Annotated in this window: 17 protein-coding genes and 1 tRNA gene; 7 read left to right on the forward strand and 11 right to left on the reverse strand. The window is 68.1% G+C overall.

Features of this window, described 5'->3' with window-relative positions; translation table 11 throughout:
• Window positions 1–541 precede the first annotated feature (541 nt).
• The 3 genes from phhA to CMO28_RS00450 form a co-directional block, all read right to left on the reverse strand.
• Complete coding sequence (gene phhA, locus CMO28_RS00440; RefSeq protein WP_296708015.1) at window positions 542–1390, reverse strand: phenylalanine 4-monooxygenase; 849 nt, start codon at window positions 1388–1390, stop codon at window positions 542–544.
• 122 nt (window positions 1391–1512) lie between these two features.
• Entirely contained in the window at window positions 1513–2088 is a 576-nt protein-coding gene (locus CMO28_RS00445) for a GNAT family N-acetyltransferase (RefSeq protein ID WP_014744177.1), read from the reverse strand.
• 136 nt (window positions 2089–2224) lie between these two features.
• Window positions 2225–3181: an N-formylglutamate amidohydrolase gene (locus CMO28_RS00450; protein ID WP_296708019.1), complete on the reverse strand. Its 957-nt coding sequence runs from the start codon at window positions 3179–3181 to the stop codon at window positions 2225–2227.
• Window positions 3182–3499: 318 nt separating this feature from the next.
• Between CMO28_RS00450 and CMO28_RS00455 the strand changes: the two genes are divergently transcribed.
• Window positions 3500–3574 (forward strand) — tRNA-Val (locus CMO28_RS00455).
• Window positions 3575–3713: 139 nt separating this feature from the next.
• Here CMO28_RS00455 and CMO28_RS00460 read toward each other — a convergent pair.
• Window positions 3714–4793, reverse strand: coding sequence for a malate/lactate/ureidoglycolate dehydrogenase (locus tag CMO28_RS00460; protein WP_296708021.1), 1080 nt, complete (start codon window positions 4791–4793; stop codon window positions 3714–3716).
• Between the two features lie 116 nt (window positions 4794–4909).
• Between CMO28_RS00460 and CMO28_RS00465 the strand changes: the two genes are divergently transcribed.
• The 4 genes from CMO28_RS00465 (at window position 4910) to CMO28_RS00480 (ending at window position 8668) form a co-directional block, all read left to right on the forward strand.
• Entirely contained in the window at window positions 4910–5617 is a 708-nt protein-coding gene (locus CMO28_RS00465; RefSeq protein ID WP_014744182.1) for a GntR family transcriptional regulator, read from the forward strand.
• Between the two features lie 97 nt (window positions 5618–5714).
• Window positions 5715–6761 (forward strand): TRAP transporter substrate-binding protein DctP, encoded by a 1047-nt coding sequence (gene dctP, locus CMO28_RS00470; RefSeq protein ID WP_296708025.1) that lies wholly within the window; start codon window positions 5715–5717, stop codon window positions 6759–6761.
• A 30-nt stretch (window positions 6762–6791) separates the two neighbouring features.
• Entirely contained in the window at window positions 6792–7403 is a 612-nt protein-coding gene (locus CMO28_RS00475) for a TRAP transporter small permease (protein ID WP_296708028.1), read from the forward strand.
• On the forward strand, window positions 7400–8668 hold the full coding sequence (locus tag CMO28_RS00480) for a TRAP transporter large permease (RefSeq protein WP_296708032.1): 1269 nt from the start codon (window positions 7400–7402) through the stop codon (window positions 8666–8668). Before CMO28_RS00475 ends, CMO28_RS00480 begins: the two co-directional genes overlap by 4 nt.
• A gap of 22 nt (window positions 8669–8690) precedes the next feature.
• On the opposite strand, the gene CMO28_RS00485 is transcribed toward CMO28_RS00480, so the two are convergent.
• A complete protein-coding gene (locus tag CMO28_RS00485) occupies window positions 8691–9533 on the reverse strand; it encodes a class I SAM-dependent methyltransferase (RefSeq protein WP_296708035.1) in 843 nt (280 codons plus the stop codon).
• 257 nt (window positions 9534–9790) lie between these two features.
• Here CMO28_RS00485 and CMO28_RS00490 point away from each other — a divergent pair, with 257 nt between their 5' ends.
• Window positions 9791–10378: a hypothetical protein gene (locus tag CMO28_RS00490; RefSeq protein ID WP_062769334.1), complete on the forward strand. Its 588-nt coding sequence runs from the start codon at window positions 9791–9793 to the stop codon at window positions 10376–10378.
• 113 nt (window positions 10379–10491) lie between these two features.
• Entirely contained in the window at window positions 10492–13017 is a 2526-nt protein-coding gene (locus CMO28_RS00495) for a cation:proton antiporter (protein ID WP_082828853.1), read from the forward strand.
• 4 nt (window positions 13018–13021) lie between these two features.
• Here the strand turns inward: CMO28_RS00495 and CMO28_RS00500 are convergent, their stop codons facing one another.
• From CMO28_RS00500 to CMO28_RS00525, 6 genes are all read right to left on the reverse strand, one after another.
• On the reverse strand, window positions 13022–13405 hold the full coding sequence (locus CMO28_RS00500; RefSeq protein WP_296708041.1) for a PIN domain-containing protein: 384 nt from the start codon (window positions 13403–13405) through the stop codon (window positions 13022–13024).
• Window positions 13402–13713, reverse strand: coding sequence for an AbrB/MazE/SpoVT family DNA-binding domain-containing protein (locus tag CMO28_RS00505; RefSeq protein WP_014744190.1), 312 nt, complete (start codon window positions 13711–13713; stop codon window positions 13402–13404). Before CMO28_RS00505 ends, CMO28_RS00500 begins: the two co-directional genes overlap by 4 nt.
• Window positions 13714–13829: 116 nt before the next feature.
• The gene (locus tag CMO28_RS00510) at window positions 13830–15122 is read right to left on the reverse strand and encodes an amidohydrolase family protein (RefSeq protein ID WP_296708044.1); all 1293 of its coding nucleotides are present in this window, start codon (window positions 15120–15122) and stop codon (window positions 13830–13832) included.
• A 3-nt stretch (window positions 15123–15125) separates the two neighbouring features.
• Window positions 15126–16067 carry an ABC transporter permease gene (locus CMO28_RS00515; RefSeq protein ID WP_296708047.1) on the reverse strand — a complete coding sequence of 314 codons (942 nt, stop codon included), beginning with the start codon at window positions 16065–16067 and terminating at the stop codon, window positions 15126–15128.
• A gap of 18 nt (window positions 16068–16085) precedes the next feature.
• The gene (locus CMO28_RS00520; protein WP_062769352.1) at window positions 16086–17135 is read right to left on the reverse strand and encodes an ABC transporter permease; all 1050 of its coding nucleotides are present in this window, start codon (window positions 17133–17135) and stop codon (window positions 16086–16088) included.
• The gene (locus CMO28_RS00525; protein WP_296708050.1) at window positions 17125–18735 is read right to left on the reverse strand and encodes an ABC transporter ATP-binding protein; all 1611 of its coding nucleotides are present in this window, start codon (window positions 18733–18735) and stop codon (window positions 17125–17127) included. The genes CMO28_RS00520 and CMO28_RS00525 overlap by 11 nt, the downstream gene beginning before the upstream one ends.
• Between the last annotated feature and the right edge of the window lie 125 nt (window positions 18736–18860).

Below are 18860 nucleotides of genomic sequence, written 5' to 3' on the forward strand. Positions count from 1 at the left end.
AACCCCGCGGAATTCCTGGACCTCCTCAGCTTTTTTTGTCCATTCCGCCCGACAAGCCCCTTGACCGTTTGTGCGCCGCAACGTATCTTCATACCTGTAACGGGCGCTTGGCGGCGCCGCTGTTGCAGCCCAGTTTTTGGGCGTTTCCTCCCTAGACTTTGGGCCGTACCGATTGCTGGTACGGCCTTTTTTTTGTCCTGATGGTGCGTCGCGAAGCGCTGGCGGGTCTGTGATTTCGCAAATGCGAAGGCCCGTTTTGCGCGTGTGAAACCGATTACAATTCCCGCTTGACCGCTGCTGCGTCGCAGCGTATATATTGCAGTGCGTCATAAGACGCTGTGCGTCTGGTGATGCTGCCCATCTTCTTGGGCGTTTCCTCCCTAGACTTGGGCCGTATCAGATTGCTGGTACGGCCTTTTTTTTGTCCGGACTTCCCGCTGGGGCCAGGTGTCCGGGCTTGTGCTGCATATGCGAAATATGCCTATGCAAAACCCCGCCATCCAGGGGATGGCGGGGTGAAAAGCGGCCGATGGTCCGGTGGTCAGGCGGCTTCGGCGCCCGGTGGGTTGGGCTGGTACAACCGGTCCTCGGGCAGGACGTCGCCAGGGGCATAGTCGCCGGCGCTGGCCATTTCGTCATAGATCGGCTGGAAGTCCTGCGCGGTCTCTTCGAACAGCTCTTCGAAGGACCGGATGACGAAATAGGTCTCCTGAAAATCATCGATGCGATAGCGGGTGCGCATCCCCCGCCGCAGGTCGAAGCCCAGCCGGTTGGGGCGCCGATCCTCCAGCGCATAGATCGATTCCCCCTTCGACGAGGCGATGCCCGATCCGTAGATGCGCAGGCCGTCATCCGTGGCGATCAGACCGAACTCCACCGTGTACCAGTAGAGCCGGGCCAGATTGTGCAGGCAGTGACGGGCATCGGCCCTGAGCCCGGCCTGGCCATAGGCCTGCATGTAATCGGCAAAAACCGGGTTCATCAGCAGCGGCACATGGCCGTAGATGTCGTGGAAGACGTCGGGTTCCTGCAGATAGTCCAGCTGCTCGCGGGTGCGGATGAAGCTGGTGGAGGGGAAGCGGCGTTCCGACAGGTGGCGGAAAAACACGTCGTCCGGCACCAGCCCCGGCACGCAGACGATCCGCCAGCCGGTGGTCTTTTCCAGAACGTCGGAGAGGCGCTCGAATTCCGGCACGCCGTCCGCCGCGATGCCCAGGCCCGAAAGCCCGTCGATGAAGGCCGGAACGGCCCGGTCGCGCAGAATCCGGGCCTGGCGTTCGAACAGAAAGCGCCAGATCGCGTGCTCCTCCTGGGTCAGCTTCTCCCAATGCTGATCCCTGGTGAAGTCGTCCCGGATCTCTGCCGCGTGGTCGCGATAACCCTGGGTCATGGTCGTCAAGTCCTCGTCGCACCGTTGAAGGGGGCGTTTGAGGACGAGTCTGCGTGCGTCCCGCGGCTTTTTCAAGCCGGGAAAGTTTCAAGTGAAACGAATTTCGGGTTGAGAGTCCGGCCTCAATCTTCCGGTGCGGTGGAAGAGCCTTCGCCCAGGCTGCGCTGAAGCATGATCGCGTCGATCCAGCGGCCGAACTTGTAGCCGATCGCCTTGAATTCACCCGCATGGGTGAAGCCCAGCCCCTGGTGCAGGGCCAGAGAGGCCGGATTGCCCGGATGGCCGATCACCGCCACCATCTGCCGGAAACCCGCCGCCGTGCAGCGCCGGACCAGTTCGGCCAGCACCGCCCGCCCCAGCCCCCGCCCGGTCTGGCCCCGGCCGACATAGACCGAGTTCTCGACCGTGAAACGATAGGCGGCACGCATCCGGAAGGGCGAGGCATAGGCGAAGGCCTTCACCTCGCCCGCTTCGACCGCGACCAGAAAGGGCAGGCCGCGATCCAGCGCCGCCAGCCGCCGGGCCCGCATCTCGTTCAGATCCGGTGCCGCCAGTTCGAAGCTGACCGTGGTGTTGGAGACGTAATAGCTGTAGATCGCATGCACCTGGGCCATGTCGGCCTCGGTGGCGTCGCGGACGACGACCCCGGGTTGGGGAAGCGGATGACGATCGGGTTTGGGCATGGTGAGCACGGCCATCGGATCGGGGCGCCCTTCGAAATGCGTCGAGGCTGGCAGCGGAGCCGACCGCGGGCGACGGTCGGACCCATGAGCGGGCATCCGCAAGGGATGCCGGGGTGCCGGGACGGCGGCAGAGGCCGGCGAACCGCGGCGGTCAGCCTCGTCGTTCCACGCCGAGGGCGGCGAGCAGGGCGCTGTCGCGACCCAATGTCTCGATCAGCAGGGTGAGGTCGGCGGCGACCCGCGCCAGCTCCGGCAGCGGCTCCACCACGCTCTCATCCATATAGAGGGCGCGGTTGATCTCGATCTGCAGGGCATGCACGCCGGTCACCGGGCGGCCGTAATGTTCGGTCACATGGCCGCCGGCATAGGGCCGGTTGCGGGCCACGTTATAGCCCATCCCCTCCAGCAGCCGCTGGGCGGCATCGATCACCCGGGGGGCGCAGGCGGCACCGAAACGGTCGCCCAGCACGAAATCCACCCGCCGGTCGCCCGGATCGTGATCCATCGGCCCGCCCACCGACGGCATGGAGTGGCAATCGACCAGCAACACGCCGCCGAACCGGCTGCGCACTTCGTCGATCGTCGCCTTCAGTGCCGCATGATAGGGGAAGTAGTAGCGGGCGATGCGCAGCTCCGCCTCGGCCCAGAACAGCTTGCGGCCATAGATCTCCAGGCCGTTGGTCACGACGCGCGCGATGGTGCCGAGCCCGCCCATCACCCGCCGGGACGTGGCGTTGACGAAAGACGGTACCGCATCGGCGAACATCTGCGGGTCGATTTCATAGGGCTCGCGGTTGACGTCGACATAGGCCCTGGGGAAACGCGCACGGATCAGCGGCGCCCCCAGCGCCGGGGCGGCGGCCCACAGCCGGTCGACGAACGCGTCTTCGGAATTGCGCAGCGTCAGCGGATCGAGCTTCGACGAGGCCTGAAAGCCTGCGGGATAGCAGTTCCCGGAATGGGGCGAGGCGAAGACGAAGGGCAGCCGGAGATCGGCCGGGCGCAGTACCTCGACCGCCGGATCGACCCAGTCGTCGAACCCGGTCCCGGTCGTGGCTGCCCCCGCCATCTCCAGGCGGTCTTCCGTATCGAAGCCCAAATCGGCCATCGGTCGGTCTTGTCCCCCGATCTGCCGCCGATGCCCGCTGCCCGGTCCCATCCGGGTGCCGCATCGATCCAGGCCCACATGAATACGGCATTCCGCCCCCCATGTCATGCCATTCGGTCCCCGGGACCGGCCCCTGGGGCACAGGGCGGTCATGTCCGCGTCGCATGGGCAACACCTTGCGGCGGCAGCGCATTCCCGGGGCGGCGACACGGAACCGTCACGGGCGTGCATTTCCGGGCTTGCACGGCCTTTCGGGCTGCGTTATATGAACGCCCACACCGACGCCGGGTGCAGACAAGCCCGATGCGGTGCGGACATGGACGCGTAGCTCAGCGGTAGAGCACCACGTTGACATCGTGGGGGTCACAAGTTCAATCCTTGTCGCGTCCACCATCGAAACCCCCTGGGAAACCAGGGGGTTTCGTCGTTTCTGAGACTTGCTCTAGAAACGCTATGGCATGCGACTGTCGTGGAATTGTCATGTCGCCGCCCCAAATCCATCCAGGTCCGGGGCGGCGGGCAGGCGATGTCTTCAGGTTCCAGCGGTCAATCCAAGCGCATCGAGCCGCGCGGCTGATATGCCCGCCGCCAGCCCGGCCGCGCGCAGCTGGCCGAAGGTGGTGTCGTCGATCGGGATGCCCCCGGCCCGCCGGGCGGCGCGGGCGGCGATTTCGGGCTCGCCCGGGATCAGCACCGGCTGCCCGGGAGCGGAGCGGGAGGATCGCATGTGGTCGAGCAGGGCGCGGGTCTCGGCCGCGAGCCAGGCGGTGTCGACCAGCCGGCCGGGTTCGATCACGATCGCGAACATGCTGTTCAGGATGGCGTCGGAGCGTGGATTGCCGGGCTGGGAGGTGCCGGCACCGGTAAGGGCGCCGGCCAGAAGTTCGCAGAACAGGGCCAGCCCATAGCCCTTGTGGCCGGCCATGGGCAGCAGCGCGCCCTGGGGCTCGGCGAACATCACCCCGGGATCGGTGGTCGGCCGGCCCTCGGCATCGATCAGCAGCCCCTCGGCCATCGGCTCGCCCTTGTTCATCGCCACCCGGCATTTGCCGAGCGCCACGCCGCTGGTGGCGGCGTCGAAGATCACCGGCGGCGCACCATCGGCGCCGGGGAAGGACAGGCAGATCGGGTTGGTCGAAAAGCGCGGGTCGAAGCCCGCATGCGGTGCCACCAGCGACGGCGAGCCGGTGACGTTGACGAACATCAGCCCCACCTGGCCGGCCTTGGCCACCTGTTCGCCATAGCTGCCGATCCGGCCCATATGGTGGCAGTTGCGCAGTGCCAGCACCGCAGCCCCGGTCTCGCGGGCGCGGGCGATCGCCGTCTCGGTGGCGGCTTTCGCGATCACCTGGCCATATCCCTGCTCGCCGTCGATCACGATCATGGCGCCGGCATCGGTCACGACCCGCCCCGTGCGGCCCGGGCGCAGAACGCCGGCGGCGGCGTTCTGCAGATAGCGCGGGATCATGCCCACGCCATGGCTGTCATGGCCGGCGAGGTTCGCCTCGACCAGATGGCCGGCGACGATGGTGGCCTCGTCGGGCGTGCTGCCGCCCGCCTCGATCAGCGCCGCTGCCGCGGCACGCAAGACCTCGTGATCGATGATCCGCATCTCGTTCTGCTCCTCTGCGCGGGCAAGGGATCACCGGTCCTCCGGCGAATTCCCTTGCGCGACCGGCAGATGGTATACCACTCTCTGAGCAACGCCCCCAGCGAACCCGGACCCCGATGACCGCGACACGCGACCGCAGCCCCAGCCTGACCCAGACCCAATCCGTCTACCAGTCGCTGCGCGATGCGATCCTGGGCGTGGAATTGCGGCCGGGCGAGGCGATTTCGGAACGCTGGCTGGAAGGGCGACTGGCGGCGTCGCGCACGCCGGTGCGCTCGGCTCTGGTCCGGCTGGAGGGCGAGGGGCTGGTGCAGCGACAGGGCCGCGGCTATGTGGTGACGCCGATCGATATCGGCGAAATCGAGCAGGCCTATGTCTTCCGCGAGACCATCGAGACCACCGTCGTGCGGCTTGCCGCCGCGCGCGCCGATGCGCTCGACCTGTCGGGCATCGAACCGCTGATCCTGCCCGAGGTCCGGGACACCTCCAGCGACGAGTGGTTCGACATCGGCATCGCTTTTCATGTCGAGCTGGCGCGGCTTGCCGGCAACGCCTTTTTCGTGCGCGCGATCGACGATGTGATGACCCGCATCGCCCGTGGCCGCTGGCTGGAGATCTGGTCGACCGGCGGGCGGGAGCGTGCCTTCATCGAACATGAACGGATCGTCGAACTGGTGAAGGCCGGGGACGGAGAGGCGGCGGCCGCTGCCATCCAGTCCCATGTCCGCCACGGTCGCGACCGGCTGCTCGATGCCCTGAAGACACAGCGCCGCGGCTTCGCGGTACGCGGTTTTGCCGTCCTCGATGGGACCGAGGCGGATTGACGACGGGGCGGCGGTAACCGGCCCGCATGAGGCCGGATCCGTGACCGGCCCTCATTTCAGACGATCAACGAGACGATCCAAGGGGAGACGAAACGTCATGACCACGCCTGCCGACACCCGGCTGTCTGCCGCAAAGCGGCCGCTGCGCAAGCATCTTACGGGGCTTCTTTCTGCGGCGGCCTTCGCCGTGGCACTGGTCGCCGGCCAGGGCGCCGATGCCGCCGATCCGGTGGTGATGCGGATCAGCCACCAGCTGCCGCCCGCACATCACATCGCGCAGCTGATCGACCAGTTCGCGGCCGATGTCGAAGCGAAGAGCAATGGCGCCATCGACGTCCAGATCTTCGGGGCCGAGCAGGCCTACAAGGCCAATCAGAACCACCCGGCCGTGGCCCGCGGCCAGGTCGAGGCGGCGGTGTCGACGAATTTCCAGTGGGGCAACACCATCCCCGAGATGAACGTCGTCACGCTGCCCTATTTCTTCACGAAGCTGGAGCGGATCAAGAAGTTCCCGGGCTCGCCCGCCGAAGAGCTGCTTGATCAGAAGCTGCTCGAAAAAGGCGTGCGCAACATCGCCTGGTTCTACACCACGCGCCAGTCGATCTTTACCTCGGCCGCCAAGCCGCTGGTCGCGGTCGACGACTTCAAGGGCATCAAAATCCGCGGCCTGAACAAGCTGGTCGACGAAGGGCTGATCGCCGCCGGTGCGGCACCGGCCGCCATGCCGGGCTCGGAAGTCTATCAGGCGCTGCAGACCGGCGTGATCGATGCCGGCCTGACCGACGTGTCGGCCGCCTATAGCCGCCGGTTCTACGAGGTGCAGAAATACGGCACGGTTTCGCCCTTCTTCAGCGTCTATTTCCATCTCTACGTCAACCCGTCCTGGTATGACGGCCTGGCGCCGGAGCTGCGCAAGGTGGTCGACGATGCCGCGCAGTCGGCCGAAGCGGCGTCCATCCCGCTGACCGAGAAGACCGCCGAAGATGCGATCCGCCAGCTTCAGGAGAAGGGCATGACCATCCATGTCCAGACCCCGGAAGAGGCGGCCGCTTTCGAAGCGGTGATGCAGCCGCCGGTCATGGAGGCCTTCAAGGCCTCCAGCCCCGATGCGGCGAAGCTCGTCGACCTCGTCAACGCGCTCTGAGCGGGGACGACAAGGGGACGCTCCCGGCCGATGTCGCATGAACCGACCGGTCACCGCCCGCCGCCACCATCCCCGGTGGTCGCGGGCGGTCTCGCCCGCCTGCTGCTCGGTTTCGACCGGGTGGTGCGCCTGATCTCGCTTCTGGCCGCCGGGATCGCGGCGGTGATGCTGCTCACGGCCTTCGTGCTGATCTGCTGGTCGATCGTGCAGCGCTATTTCGCCGGCCGGCCGGTGGTCTGGACCGATGAACTGGTCGGCTATGGCCTGGTTGCGATCGTGATGCTGGGGGCGTTGGATGCGCTGCGCCGCGGCGAGCACATCTCGGTCGACGTGCTGACCCAGCGCCTGGGGCGCCGGGCCGGAGCCGCGGTCGCCGCGGCGGGGCTGGTCGCCGTCGGCATCGTCGGCGTGATCCTGATCATCGAGGCCTGGGAAATGGTCTCCTTCACCCGGATGATCGGCATCGTCTCGACCGGCTATCTCGCCATGCCGATGGAATATCCCCAGGCATTCGTCGGGATCGGCGGCATCCTGCTGGTGCTGGGCGCCCTCGGCGGCCTTGCCCGCATGGCGGCCGGGCTGTCCCCGATCGACGAGGCGGGCGCATCCGCGGCACCGGGAGAGGGGGGGCCGCGTCCATGACCTTCCTGCTCATCCTGGCCGGCGTGGTGCTGGTGCTGCTGACCGGCCTGCCGGTCTTCACCGGGCTCGGCCTGTTTGCCGGCGGGCTGCTGCTCGCGACTCAGGGCGATCTTGGTGCGCTGGGCGAGGTGGTGTTCGGCCAGCTGGACAGCTATCTGCTGGTCGCGATCCCGCTTTTCACCCTGATGGCCCATATCATGATCCGCGGCCGGGTGGTGGACGATCTCTACGGCACCGCCCATACACTGCTGCGGCATCTGCCCGGCGGCATCGGCATCGCCACGGTCTTCGCCTGCACCATCTTCGCGGCCATTTCGGGCTCCAGCATCGCCACTGCGTTGACCGTGGGCGCCGTGGCCATCCCGCAGATGATCCATTACGGCTACAAGCCGCGGGTCGCCTATGGCGTGGTGGCGGCCGGCGGTACGCTCGGCATTCTGATCCCGCCCTCGGGGCCGATGGTGCTCTATGGCGTGATCAGCGACACCTCGATCGGCGGCCTGTTCATGGCGGGCATTCTGCCCGGGCTGATGATCGCGGTGCTCTTCGCCGTCTGGTGCGCGGTCAATGATCGCGGCACGCTTCGTCAGCCGCGGGCCTCGCTGGCCGAAATGGGCCGGGCGCTGCGCAAATCCGGCTGGGCCCTGTCGCTGCCTGTCTTCGTGCTGGGCGGCATGTATGCGGGCGTCTTCACCGCCACCGAGGCGGCGGCGGCCGGTGCGCTGGCGGCCCTGGTGGTCTCGGCCGCCATCTATCGCAATTTCGGCCTGCGCGATCTCTGGGCGTCGGCGATGGATTCGGTCCGCACCTCGGCCATGCTGTTCATGATCCTGGCGGCGGCGGGCGTCTTCGGCCATGTGCTGACCAAGATGCGCGTGCCGCAGCAGATCGTCGAACTGGTGGTCCATTGGGATGTGGGCGTTGCCGGCTTCCTGATCGCGATGATGGTGCTGATCGCGCTCCTCGGCATGTTCCTCGAGACGATCTCGATCATCCTGATCACCACGCCGGTGGTGCTGCCGGTGATGGCCCATCTGGGCATCAACCCGATCTGGTACGGCATCCTGCTGACCATCAACCTGGAACTGGCGCTGATCACGCCGCCGGTGGGCATGAACCTGTTCACCATCAAGGCGGTCGCGAAGGCGCCGATGGGCGAGGTGATCCGCGGTGTCGCCCCTTATGTGTTCCTGATGGTGATCGGCCTGGTCCTGGTCATGATCTGGCCCGACATCGCCCTCTGGCTGCCGTCCACCATGCGGTGACGGCAGCCACGGCTGCCCGTCGTCAATTACGGCCGGTCAGCTTGCGGGCAAACGACGCAAGCGCCGGCCGTGCCTTCACGAAGGCCTTGACCTGCCAGAGATGGCGGTCGGCCTCTGCCCGCAGCGAAAACCGCCCGATGCCCAGAATCTCCACCGGGGCGCCGTACATCTCGCTCTGCTTCTCGTGCGCGGTGGGGAAGGCCTTGACCAGGGCGTCGCGCCACGTTGCCGACCAGTCCGGATGGCACAGGAACACCTTGCCGGGGGTGATCGCGAACGGCCTCAGCGGCGACTGGTCGACGAAGATATGGCGGCCGAGCCCGGCGGCCACATCGGGCCAATAAGGGTTGAAGTGGTCGTCGAGGACCACGATGCCGCCGTCGACCAGAGAGGCGGCGGCAAGCTTCAGATCATTGGCGGTGAGGGCTTCGGTATGGCCGCCATCGACGCTGAACAGGCGCACGGGGCCAACGGTGGCCCGGATCTCGCCGGCGGTCACGTCGGTGGAGCTGGCGGCCCGGATCACGACCCCGTCCTCGCCGCCGCAGTGCTTGCGCAGATTCTCGATGAACCGCCCGCGATCGCCCTGGCCGGACCGGTCGATGTTCAGTTCCTGCTGTTCGAACAGATCGATCGCCAGGCCCTTCTCGTCGGTCCGGGTGACCAGCTGCAGCAGCAGGAAGAGCTTGCCGTGATGCACGCCGATTTCGGCCACGGCCCCCGACAGGCCGTGATCGGTCTGGGCCTCGCCGAGCTTTGCGATCGCTTCGGCGCTGAAGTCGTCGAGCCAGCCGTGCACCGCATGAATCCCGCTGGAGAGATAGCGGGAGAGAGCGGCCTCGGGATAGCGGCGCGGACTTGGCATGCGGGTCACCTCGGGGCGCATAGGGATCATCTGTCGTGCAGACGACGATGCAGGTCTTCTCGCGCCCCTGCAAGCGCTGAAGACCGGATCACCGCGCCCGGCGATTAACCGCGATTGATCGGCGATGCGGGATCGCTGGTCGCACCCGGCCATGCGCTGTCATGGTCACATGTCCGGACGGGGGCTTCTCTTCCGGCCAGAGCCTTATTCTTCGCTTGCCAATGTATTCGCCACCACCACCCGCGCCGGGGTGCCACATGACCGTTCAGCCATTCGTCCTGCCCGATCCGGAGGTGCTGCGCGCCGCCCTGGCGCGTGCAGCGACCGATGACGGCTATCACGAGCTGTTCCGGTCGGACCCGGCCGCTGCGCTCGCCACCATGGGGATCCTGCTGCCCGAAGGCGCGCAGCTCAGGGTCCACAGGCCGCGGCGCGGGCGTCTGCTGCTGACCCTGCCGCCCTTTACCGATGCGCCCGTGCCGGATGGGCTTGGCCCGCTTGAGGCCGCAATGTGGCGGGCGGCGACGGATCCGGTCTTCCGGGCCGATCTGCGGGTGGCGCCGGTCGCGACCCTCAGGGCCCAGGGGGTCGAGATGGCGGCCGGGCTGGTCGTCGACGTGATCGATGCCGAACCCGGGCTGATCGATATCATTCTGCCGGAGCGGGTCCCGGCAGTGGCCGGGCGCCCGGCGGGTGCCGATGATCTCGAATTCGACGACGAGGATCTGGATCTGGTGGCGGGCGGCGTCGCTCCGCCCGATCCGGGCAGTCTGGTCGATGCCTCCACCTGGCTGACGCTGGGCGGCATCATGGCCTATGGCATCGGCAGCCATCCCGGCGCCTGAGCGTGGCCCGGCCAGGCCACCTGTCGTGCCCGTCACAGACTGGTTACCGCGGTTCCGGCCGGTTTCTGCTATGATCCGGCGGCGTTCGGGCGGCTGACGGGGGAGAGCGACGGGTGACGACGGGCGGGATTACGGGACTGGTACTGACGCTCGCCGTTCTGCTGGTCGTCATTGCAGGGATACAACCGCTGGCCCGCCGTCTCGGCGTGGCGTCGAACGTGCTGCTGGCGGCCGTGGGCGTGGCCATCGGGGCGCTGGCGGCCTTTCTGCTCTTCACCTCTTTCACCGACGTCTTCAACGAAGCCGCCCGTGCCGTCGTCTATCTCAGGATCGAGAGCCAGACGGTCATCACCATTTTCCTGCCGTTGCTGCTGTTCCAGACGGCGCTCACCATCGATGTGCGGCGGCTGGTGGAAGACATCGCCCCCATCCTGCTGCTCGCCGTGGTGGCGGTGGTGCTGACAACGGCCTCGATCGGCCTCGGGCTCTCGGCGGTGTTCGGCGTGCCGATCCTGGGTTGCCTGCTGCTCGGCGCGATCGTGGCCACCACCGATCCGGCGGCGGTGGTTGCGATCTTCCGCGATATCGGCGCCCCCGGTCGCCTGACCCGGCTGGTCGAAGGGGAGAGCATTCTCAACGACGCCACCGCCATCGCCCTGTTCACCGTGCTGATGGGCGCGCTGGTTACCGCGCGCGCCACCGGTATCGAAGAGCCCAATGCCGACATGGCCTGGCAGGCCTTGAGCGATCTGGGCATCGGCCTGATCGGCGGTGCCCTGTTCGGCGCCCTGACGGGGCGGCTGGTCGTGATGCTGCTGCCGCTCCTGGACGACATCAAGCCGGCCGAGGCAACGCTGACCGTGGCGGCGGCCTATATCATCTTCGTCACCGGCGAATACGGCATCGGCGTGTCGGGTGTGGTGGCGGCCGTGGTGGCGGGGCTGGTGGTCTCGGCCCAGGGCCGGGCGCATATCTCGCCCGAAAACTGGCGCCATCTGCTGGCGGTCTGGGATCAGATCGCCTTCTGGGCCGGGTCGATGATCTTCGTGCTCGCCGCCCTGGTGGTTCCGCGGCTGATGGCGGATGTCGATCTCTACGATGTGCTGACCATCCTGGCGCTGGCACTTTTTGCGCTGATCGGCCGGGCGATCACCCTCTGGCTGCTGCTGCCGGTGCTCAGCATGCTCAAGCTGTCCACCCGGGTGACCCATCGCTATCGGGCGGTGATCCTCTGGGGCGGGCTGCGTGGCGCACTGACCCTGGTTCTGGCCCTCGGCGTCGTCGAGGCGCCGGGCCTCTCCGACGGCCTCAAGCGTTTCGTGGCGGTGACCGCCACCGGCTATGTGCTCTTCACCCTGTTCGTGAACGGCACCACGCTCCGGCCGCTGATCTCGTGGCTGGGGCTCGACCGGTTGTCGCCGGTGGGCGAGGTGCTGCGCCGTCAGGTGCTGGCCCTGTCGCTGACCGATGTCCGTGGCGCGGTCGAAGAGGCCGGCCGGCGTTATGACGTCAGCCCCAGCGTGGTGCGCGAGATCGCCCAGTCCTATGCCCGCCGCGCCGATCAGGTGACCAGCGACACCGATGTCGAGGCCGAAATCGCCGATCGCGAGCGTCTGGGCGTGGGGCTTGTGGCGCTGGCGGTGCGCGAGCGCGGCCTGATCCTGGACCTGCACGACCGGCGGACCTTGTCCACCGCCACCGTCGACCGGCTGCTGCGGCTGACCGAGGCCCTGCTCGAAGGCGGGCGCAACGAGGGCCGCCTCGGCTATATGCGCGTGGTGCGCACCGCGCTCGATTTCGAACGCGGCTTCCGCTTTGCCTACTGGCTGCACCGCCGGCTGCGCATGGACCGGCCGCTCGCCCGCCGGCTCGCCAACCGTTTCGAGATGCTGCTCGCCTTCCGCCTGGCGATCCAGGAATTGCGGCCCTATGTCGACGAGCGGATCCGGCCGATGCTGGGCCGGCGCATCGCCGAGCTGATCGCCGACATGCTCGACGGCCGCGCCCGTCAGGTGGCGGGGGCGCTCGACGCCATGCGCCTGCAGTATCCCGATTACGCCGAGGCGCTGGAGCGGCGTTTCCTGGCCCGGATGGCCGAACGGCACGAGCTTGCCCGCTATGACACGCTCGCCCAGGAAGGCCTGCTCGATGCCGAGCTTTACGACGATCTCTATCGGGGCGTCACCCGGGCGCAGTCGCGCCGGGACGACCTGCCCCGGCTGGATCTGGGCCTCGACACCGACGAGCTGATGCGCCGCCTGCCGCTTTTCGCCGATCTCGGCGACGAGGTGCGGGCCCGGGTGCGTCAGCTGCTGCGGCCGGTCTTCGTGCTGCCGCGCACGGTGATCTTCCGGCAGGGGGACAAGGGCGACGGCGTCTATTTCATCTCGTCGGGCGCCGTCGAGGTCCGGATCGAAGATCGCCGCATCCGCCTGGGGCGCGGCGACTTCTTCGGCGAGATGGCCCTGCTCGACAACCGCCCGCGCAGCGCCGAGATCGCCGCCCTCGGCTATTGCCAGCTGCTCTTCCTGGATGCCGATGATTTCCGCCGGCTGATGCGTCGCGACCCCGACCTGCTCGAGACCTTCGAGAGCATCGCCCGCGCCCGCGCGGCGCAGAACCGGAGTGCGGCGACCTGAGACGTCACCTGAGGAGCGTGATCGTCAGCCCGAGTGCGCCGGCAAATCGCTGCCAGGCCCGATCGGCGGTCAGCACCTCGGCCGCCTGCAGTTTTGCGAGGGCGAGACAGGACCGGTCGCCGAGCGACAATCCGCTCTTGCGGGTGATGTCCGCCAGTTGCCCGGTCAGCACGGCCTGGGCGTGATCGAAGGCGACGACGTTGATCCCGGTTTCCGTGAAAAATGCGTCGATTGCGCTGACGGGAAGACAATTGACCGTCGCATAAGTATAGACCTCGGCGACATTGACAGAACTGACCAGCGCGGCGTCCAGATGATCGAAAACGCGATCGCCACCCGTCTCGCCGAGAATGGCGGCCAGGATTGCCGAGGCGCCGATGACGATCACGCGTCGTCCGCCTCGCCCGTTTCCTGCTGACGCTCCTTCTCTCGCCAGTTCAGGAAATCGGCAACGCTGGCTTTGTCGCTCAGGCCGCTGTCGCGTGCCAGGGCCCGGATGTGCTCCTTCACGTCCTTCATGGTCTGGATCCTGATCGAACCATCGACGATTTCAAGCCGCACGGGCCCGCCCCGTTCGAGGCCGACGGCACGACGCAGTTCTGCGGGAAGCTGGAGCCGCCCCGTCTCGCTCACATGGCCGCGCAGGCCGGTCGTCTCGGACGGCGGAGCCGAACTCTGCTTGCGGGATGCGACCATGAAACCCTGAGACTCCCTGTCTGTCGCCGTCATCTCACAATATAGAGCGGTCCCCCTGCGCATGCCATGCCGCCGGTGAAGACGGCATCCGAAGGGCGCAGATCAGGCCGGCAGCGTCAGCCCCGCCCCAGCCGGCACCGCGTGGTCCGGGTCTCGTCGCCCAGCATCAGCGTGGTTTCGGCGGGGGCCGTGCGGGCGATGACGCGACCGGCCCGGATCACAGAGAGGCGGGTGGCGCTGAGGCGCAGCGCCTCCACCGGGTCGCCCGCATCCAGGATCACCATGTCGGCGCGGCAGCCGGCGGCCAGGCCATAGCCCTCCAGACCCAGCAGCCGGGCCGGGTTGGTGGTGACGGCGTCGAAGCAGCTCCGCATCTGGTCGAGCCCGGTCATCTGGGCGACATGCAGACCCATGGCGGCGACGTTGAGCATGTCGCCCGAGCCCAGCGGATACCAGGGGTCCATGGCGCAGTCCTGGCCGAAGGCGACGGTCAGCCCGGCCGCCATCAGTTCCGGCACCCGGGTCATGCCCCGGCGCTTGGGATAGGTATCGTGGCGGCCCTGGAGGGTGATGTTGATCAGCGGGTTGGCGATCGCCCCCAGATCCGCCTCGGCCATCAGCGCGATCAGCTTCGAGACGTAGTAATTGTCCATGGAATGCATGGAGGTGAGGTGCGAGCCGGTCACCCGGCCGTGCAGCCCCAGCCGCTGGGTTTCATAGGCGAGCGTTTCGACATGGCGCGAGAGCGGGTCGTCGCTTTCGTCGCAATGCATGTCGACCCTGAGGCCGCGCTCGGCCGCGATCTCGCACAGCCGGCGGACGCTTGCCGCACCATCGGCCATGGTGCGCTCGAAATGCGGGATGCCGCCGACCACGTCCACACCCCGGTTCAGCGCCTCGATCAGCAGGTCTTCCGACCCCGGCCGGCGATAGAGCCCGTCCTGGGGGAAGGCGACCAGCTGCAGGTCGATATAGGGGGCGACCTTCGCCTTCACCTCCAGCAGCGCATCGACCGCCAGCAGGCGCGGATCGCAGACATCGACATGGCTGCGGATGGCGAGCAGGCCGCGGGCGACCGCCCAGTCGCAATAGAGGAGCGCCCGCTCCACCAGAGCTTCGTGGGTCAGCTCGGGCTTCAGCTCGTTCCAGAGGGCGATGCCCTCAAGCAGCGTGCCCGAGCGGTTGATCCGCGGCATGCCGTAGGAGAGGGTCGAATCCATGTGGAAATGGGCATCGACGAAGGGCGGCGAGACCAGGTTGCCGGCAGCGTCGATGGTTTCGGCAGCCGGGGTGCCGCGGGCGGCGATGCCGGGCGCCACCTCGACGATCCGCCCGTCCCGGACCGCGATGTCGACGGGCGTGCCGCCCTCGGGCAGGCGGGCATTCACGATCAGCAGGTCGAGGGACATGGCTCAACGTTCTCCCTTGCGGAAGGGCACCATCAGTGCCTGGGGATAGGCGGCGCGGCGCGACATCACCACCAGCGCCAGGATGCTGAGCAGATAGGGCAGCATCAGGAACAGCTGATAGGGCAGGGCGCCGCCAGTCATCTGCTGCAGGCGGGTCTGCACGGCATCGAAAAAGGCGAAGAGCAGCGCGCCGAGCAGGGCCTTGCCCGGCCGCCACGAGGCGAAGACCACCAGCGCGATGCAGATCCAGCCGCGCCCGCCCATCATGTTGAAGAAGAAGGCGTTGAAGGCGGACAGCGTCAGGAAGGCGCCGCCCATCGCCATCAGCGCCGAGCCCACCATCACCGCCGCCAGCCGCACGCCGGTGACCGAAATGCCCTGGGCATCGGCTGCGGCCGGGTTCTCGCCCACCATCCGCACCGCAAGGCCGGCGGGGGTGCGGTAGAGCACCCACGCGACCAGCCCGACCAGAGCCAGGGCCAGCAGGGTGGGGGCGGTCTGCTGGCCGATCACCTCGCCCAGCCAGGGCACCGCCTGCCACCAGCCATCGCCCAGCGGCGCGAAGGGGGTGATCGAGGGCGGGGTGGTGGTCTCGGGCAGCAGCAGGCGATAGGCGAAATAGGACAGGCTGGTCGCAAGCATGGTGATGCCAAGACCGGTGACATGCTGCGACAGGCCGAGCGGCACGGTCAGCAGGCCGTGAAGCAGGCCGACCAGCAGGCCGGCCGCAGCCGCGACCGCGAGGCCGGTCCAGAGATCGGCACCCTGGAAAACCGCCATCCAGCCGACCATGGCGCCCATGGTCATGATGCCTTCGATGCCCAGATTGAGCACGCCGGCCCGCTCGCAGATCAACTCTCCCAGCGTGCCGAAGATCAGGGGGGTCGCGATGCGCAGCACCGTGGCCCAGAGACCGGCCGAGATCAGAAGGTCGATGAATTCCATGGGATCGGGACCTCCGGATCAGCCGCGACGCAGGCGATAGCGGGCGAAGAGCATGGCGGTCAGCATGCAGAGCAGCGACACGGCGACCAGCACATCGGCGATATAGGTGGGCACCCCCACCGCGCGGCTCATCGCATCGGCGCCGACGAAGATGCTGGCCACCATCAGCGCCCCCAGCACCACGCCCAGCGGGTGCAGCTGGGCAAGCATGGCGACCACCACACCGCCGGTGCCATAGCCCGGCGACATGTCGAGGGTGAGATAGCCGGTGCGGCCGGCCACCTCGCTCACGCCGGCGAGACCGGCGAGACCGCCCGAGATCAGCGCCACCAGCAGCATCACCCGGCCGACCCCCATGCCGGCGAAGCGCGCCGCCCGCGGGCTGGCGCCCACCGCCCGCATCTCGAAGCCGAGCACCGTGCGGGTCATCATCACATAGATCAGCCCGGCCGCGACCAGCGCCATGATCAGCCCGGCATGCAGGCGGGTGCGCGGGATCAGCCGCGGCAGTTCCGCCGCCATCGGCAGGGTCTCGCTCTGCGGCCAGCCCATGGCCATCGGATCCTTCATCGGCCCTTCGATCATCATCGAGACGAAGAGCAGCACGATGAAGTTGAGCAGCAGGGTCGTCACCACCTCGTCGACGCCGAAACGGGTCTTGAGCACCGCGGGGCCCAGCAGCAGCAGGCCGCCTGCGACGGCACCGGCCAGGATCACCGCCGGCAGCAGCAGGGCGTCGGGAATGCCGAGCGGCGCCGTGCCGATCCAGACGGCCGCCAGCGCGCCGCCATAGAGCTGGCCCTCGGCGCCGATGTTCCACAGCCGGGCGCGGAAGGCGACCGCGGCGGCAAGCCCGGTCAGCATCAGCGGTGCGGCGCGGGTCAGGGTTTCGGTCAGCGCGAACCGGCTGCCGAAGGCGCCCTCGACCATCGCCGCATAGGCGGCGGGCACCGAGGCGCCCGAGATCACGATCAGCAGGGCGCCGATGACGAAGGCGGCGAGCAGTGCCAGAACCGGCACCGCCACCGACAGAACGGCCGGGGTTTCGGCGCGGCGTTCAAGACGCATGGGCGGCCTCTGGCGTGGTCGGGTGGGGCGAGCCGGCATCGGGATCACCGGCGCCGGCCATCAGCAGGCCAAGGCCCGACACGGTGACCTCCGCCCTGGGGCGGGCGGGGGTCAGATGGCCGGCATGGATCACCGCCACCCGGTCCGAAAGGGCCAGGATCTCGTCCAGATCCTCGGAAATCAGCAGGATCGCGGCACCGCCGTCGCGGGCTTCGAGCAGGCGCTGATGGACATAGGCGACCGCGCCGATATCCAGGCCGCGGGTCGGCTGGTTGGCCAGGATCAGCCCCGGATGCAGGGCAAGCGCCCGGCCCAGGATCAGCTTCTGCATGTTGCCGCCCGACAGCTGGCGCACCGTCGCATCGACCGATGGGCAGCGCACCTCGAAATCGCGCACCAGATCGGCGGCATGGGCGCGGGCTTTGCTGCGGCGCAGAAAGCCCCAGCGCGAGAAGGCCGGGCGGTTGCGCCGCTCGGCGATCACGTTTTCCCAGACATTCATGTCGCCGACCAGGCCCTCGGCATGGCGGTCTTCCGGGATGCGGCCGACGCCCAGTCGGACCATCGCCGCCGGATCGGGTCGGCGGGTTTCGTGGTCCAGGATGGTCAGCCGGCCGGCCTCGACGCGGGCCATGCCGGCCACCAGATCGGCCAGCAGCGACTGGCCGTTGCCCGAGACGCCGGCGATGCCGACGATCTCGCCCGCATGCACGGTCAGCGACACCTCGTGCAGTTTCGGCTTGCCGCCGGCGCCGGTGGCGGAGACCCGGTCGAAGACCAGGGCCGGGGCGCCCGGTGTGGCGGTCGTATGGCGGGGCCCTGCGACCTTGCGGCCGACCATCAGCTCGGCCAGCGTGGCCCGGTCGAGGCCGGCGGCCGGGCGCTGATCGATCATCCGGCCGGCGCGCAGCACCGCGACCCGGTTGCTGACCGCCATCACTTCGGGCAGTTTGTGGCTGATGAAGATGATCGAGAGCCCCTCGGCGACCATGGCGCGCAACGTGACGAACAGGCGCTCGCTTTCCTGCGGGGTCAACACGGCGGTCGGCTCGTCCAGGATCAGGATCCGGGCATCGCGATAGAGTGCCTTCAGGATCTCGACCTTCTGCCGCTCGCCCACCGACAGCGCGCCCACCCGGGCATCGGGATCGACGGTCAGGCCGAAGCGCTGCCCAAGCTCGGCGATCCGGCGACGGGCACCGGCGCGGTCGCGCCCGGGCTTCCACAGCGGTTCGGTGCCGATGGTGACGTTGTCGAGCACCGACAGGTTCTCGGCCAGGGTGAAATGCTGGTGGACCATGCCGAGTCCGGCCGCGATCGCCGCCTTGGGCGAGCCTGCGGGCAGGGGGGGGCCGAAGACCTCGATCCGGCCCTCGTCGGCCACGTAATGGCCGAACAGGATGCTCATCAGCGTGGTCTTGCCGGCGCCGTTCTCGCCCAACAGGGCCAGAATCTCGCCGCGGCGGAGATCCAGGTCGATCGCGTCATTGGCGGTCAGCGCGCCGAACCGCTTGGTGATGCCCGAGAGCCGGAGCACGGTTTCCGGCGCCCGCTCCGCCCCGGGCGGCGCCGTCAGAGGCGGTTCGGCAGGTCTGGTCATAAGGCCCTTCGCGTTTCTGGCCGGTCGGGTTTGTGGTCGGTCGGGTTTGTGGTCGGTCGGGTTTCTGGCCCCTCGCGGGTCTGGCACCCCGCCGGCGGGATCCCGGATGGCGAGAGGGGCGGTCG

This window comes from Tistrella sp. (assembly GCF_002684955.1).
Taxonomy (GTDB): domain Bacteria; phylum Pseudomonadota; class Alphaproteobacteria; order Tistrellales; family Tistrellaceae; genus Tistrella; species Tistrella mobilis.

Coding starts and splice junctions, on each gene's coding strand:
- phhA (WP_296708015.1), bottom strand. CDS start 1,390: ATGACCCAGGGTTATCGCGACCACGCGGCAGAGATCCGGGACGACTTC.
- CMO28_RS00445 (WP_014744177.1), bottom strand. CDS start 2,088: ATGGCCGTGCTCACCATGCCCAAACCCGATCGTCATCCGCTTCCCCAA.
- CMO28_RS00450 (WP_296708019.1), bottom strand. CDS start 3,181: ATGGCCGATTTGGGCTTCGATACGGAAGACCGCCTGGAGATGGCGGGG.
- CMO28_RS00460 (WP_296708021.1), bottom strand. CDS start 4,793: ATGCGGATCATCGATCACGAGGTCTTGCGTGCCGCGGCAGCGGCGCTG.
- CMO28_RS00465 (WP_014744182.1), top strand. CDS start 4,910: ATGACCGCGACACGCGACCGCAGCCCCAGCCTGACCCAGACCCAATCC.
- dctP (WP_296708025.1), top strand. CDS start 5,715: ATGACCACGCCTGCCGACACCCGGCTGTCTGCCGCAAAGCGGCCGCTG.
- CMO28_RS00475 (WP_296708028.1), top strand. CDS start 6,792: ATGTCGCATGAACCGACCGGTCACCGCCCGCCGCCACCATCCCCGGTG.
- CMO28_RS00480 (WP_296708032.1), top strand. CDS start 7,400: ATGACCTTCCTGCTCATCCTGGCCGGCGTGGTGCTGGTGCTGCTGACC.
- CMO28_RS00485 (WP_296708035.1), bottom strand. CDS start 9,533: ATGCCAAGTCCGCGCCGCTATCCCGAGGCCGCTCTCTCCCGCTATCTC.
- CMO28_RS00490 (WP_062769334.1), top strand. CDS start 9,791: ATGACCGTTCAGCCATTCGTCCTGCCCGATCCGGAGGTGCTGCGCGCC.
- CMO28_RS00505 (WP_014744190.1), bottom strand. CDS start 13,713: ATGGTCGCATCCCGCAAGCAGAGTTCGGCTCCGCCGTCCGAGACGACC.
- CMO28_RS00510 (WP_296708044.1), bottom strand. CDS start 15,122: ATGTCCCTCGACCTGCTGATCGTGAATGCCCGCCTGCCCGAGGGCGGC.
- CMO28_RS00515 (WP_296708047.1), bottom strand. CDS start 16,067: ATGGAATTCATCGACCTTCTGATCTCGGCCGGTCTCTGGGCCACGGTG.
- CMO28_RS00520 (WP_062769352.1), bottom strand. CDS start 17,135: ATGCGTCTTGAACGCCGCGCCGAAACCCCGGCCGTTCTGTCGGTGGCG.
- CMO28_RS00525 (WP_296708050.1), bottom strand. CDS start 18,735: ATGACCAGACCTGCCGAACCGCCTCTGACGGCGCCGCCCGGGGCGGAG.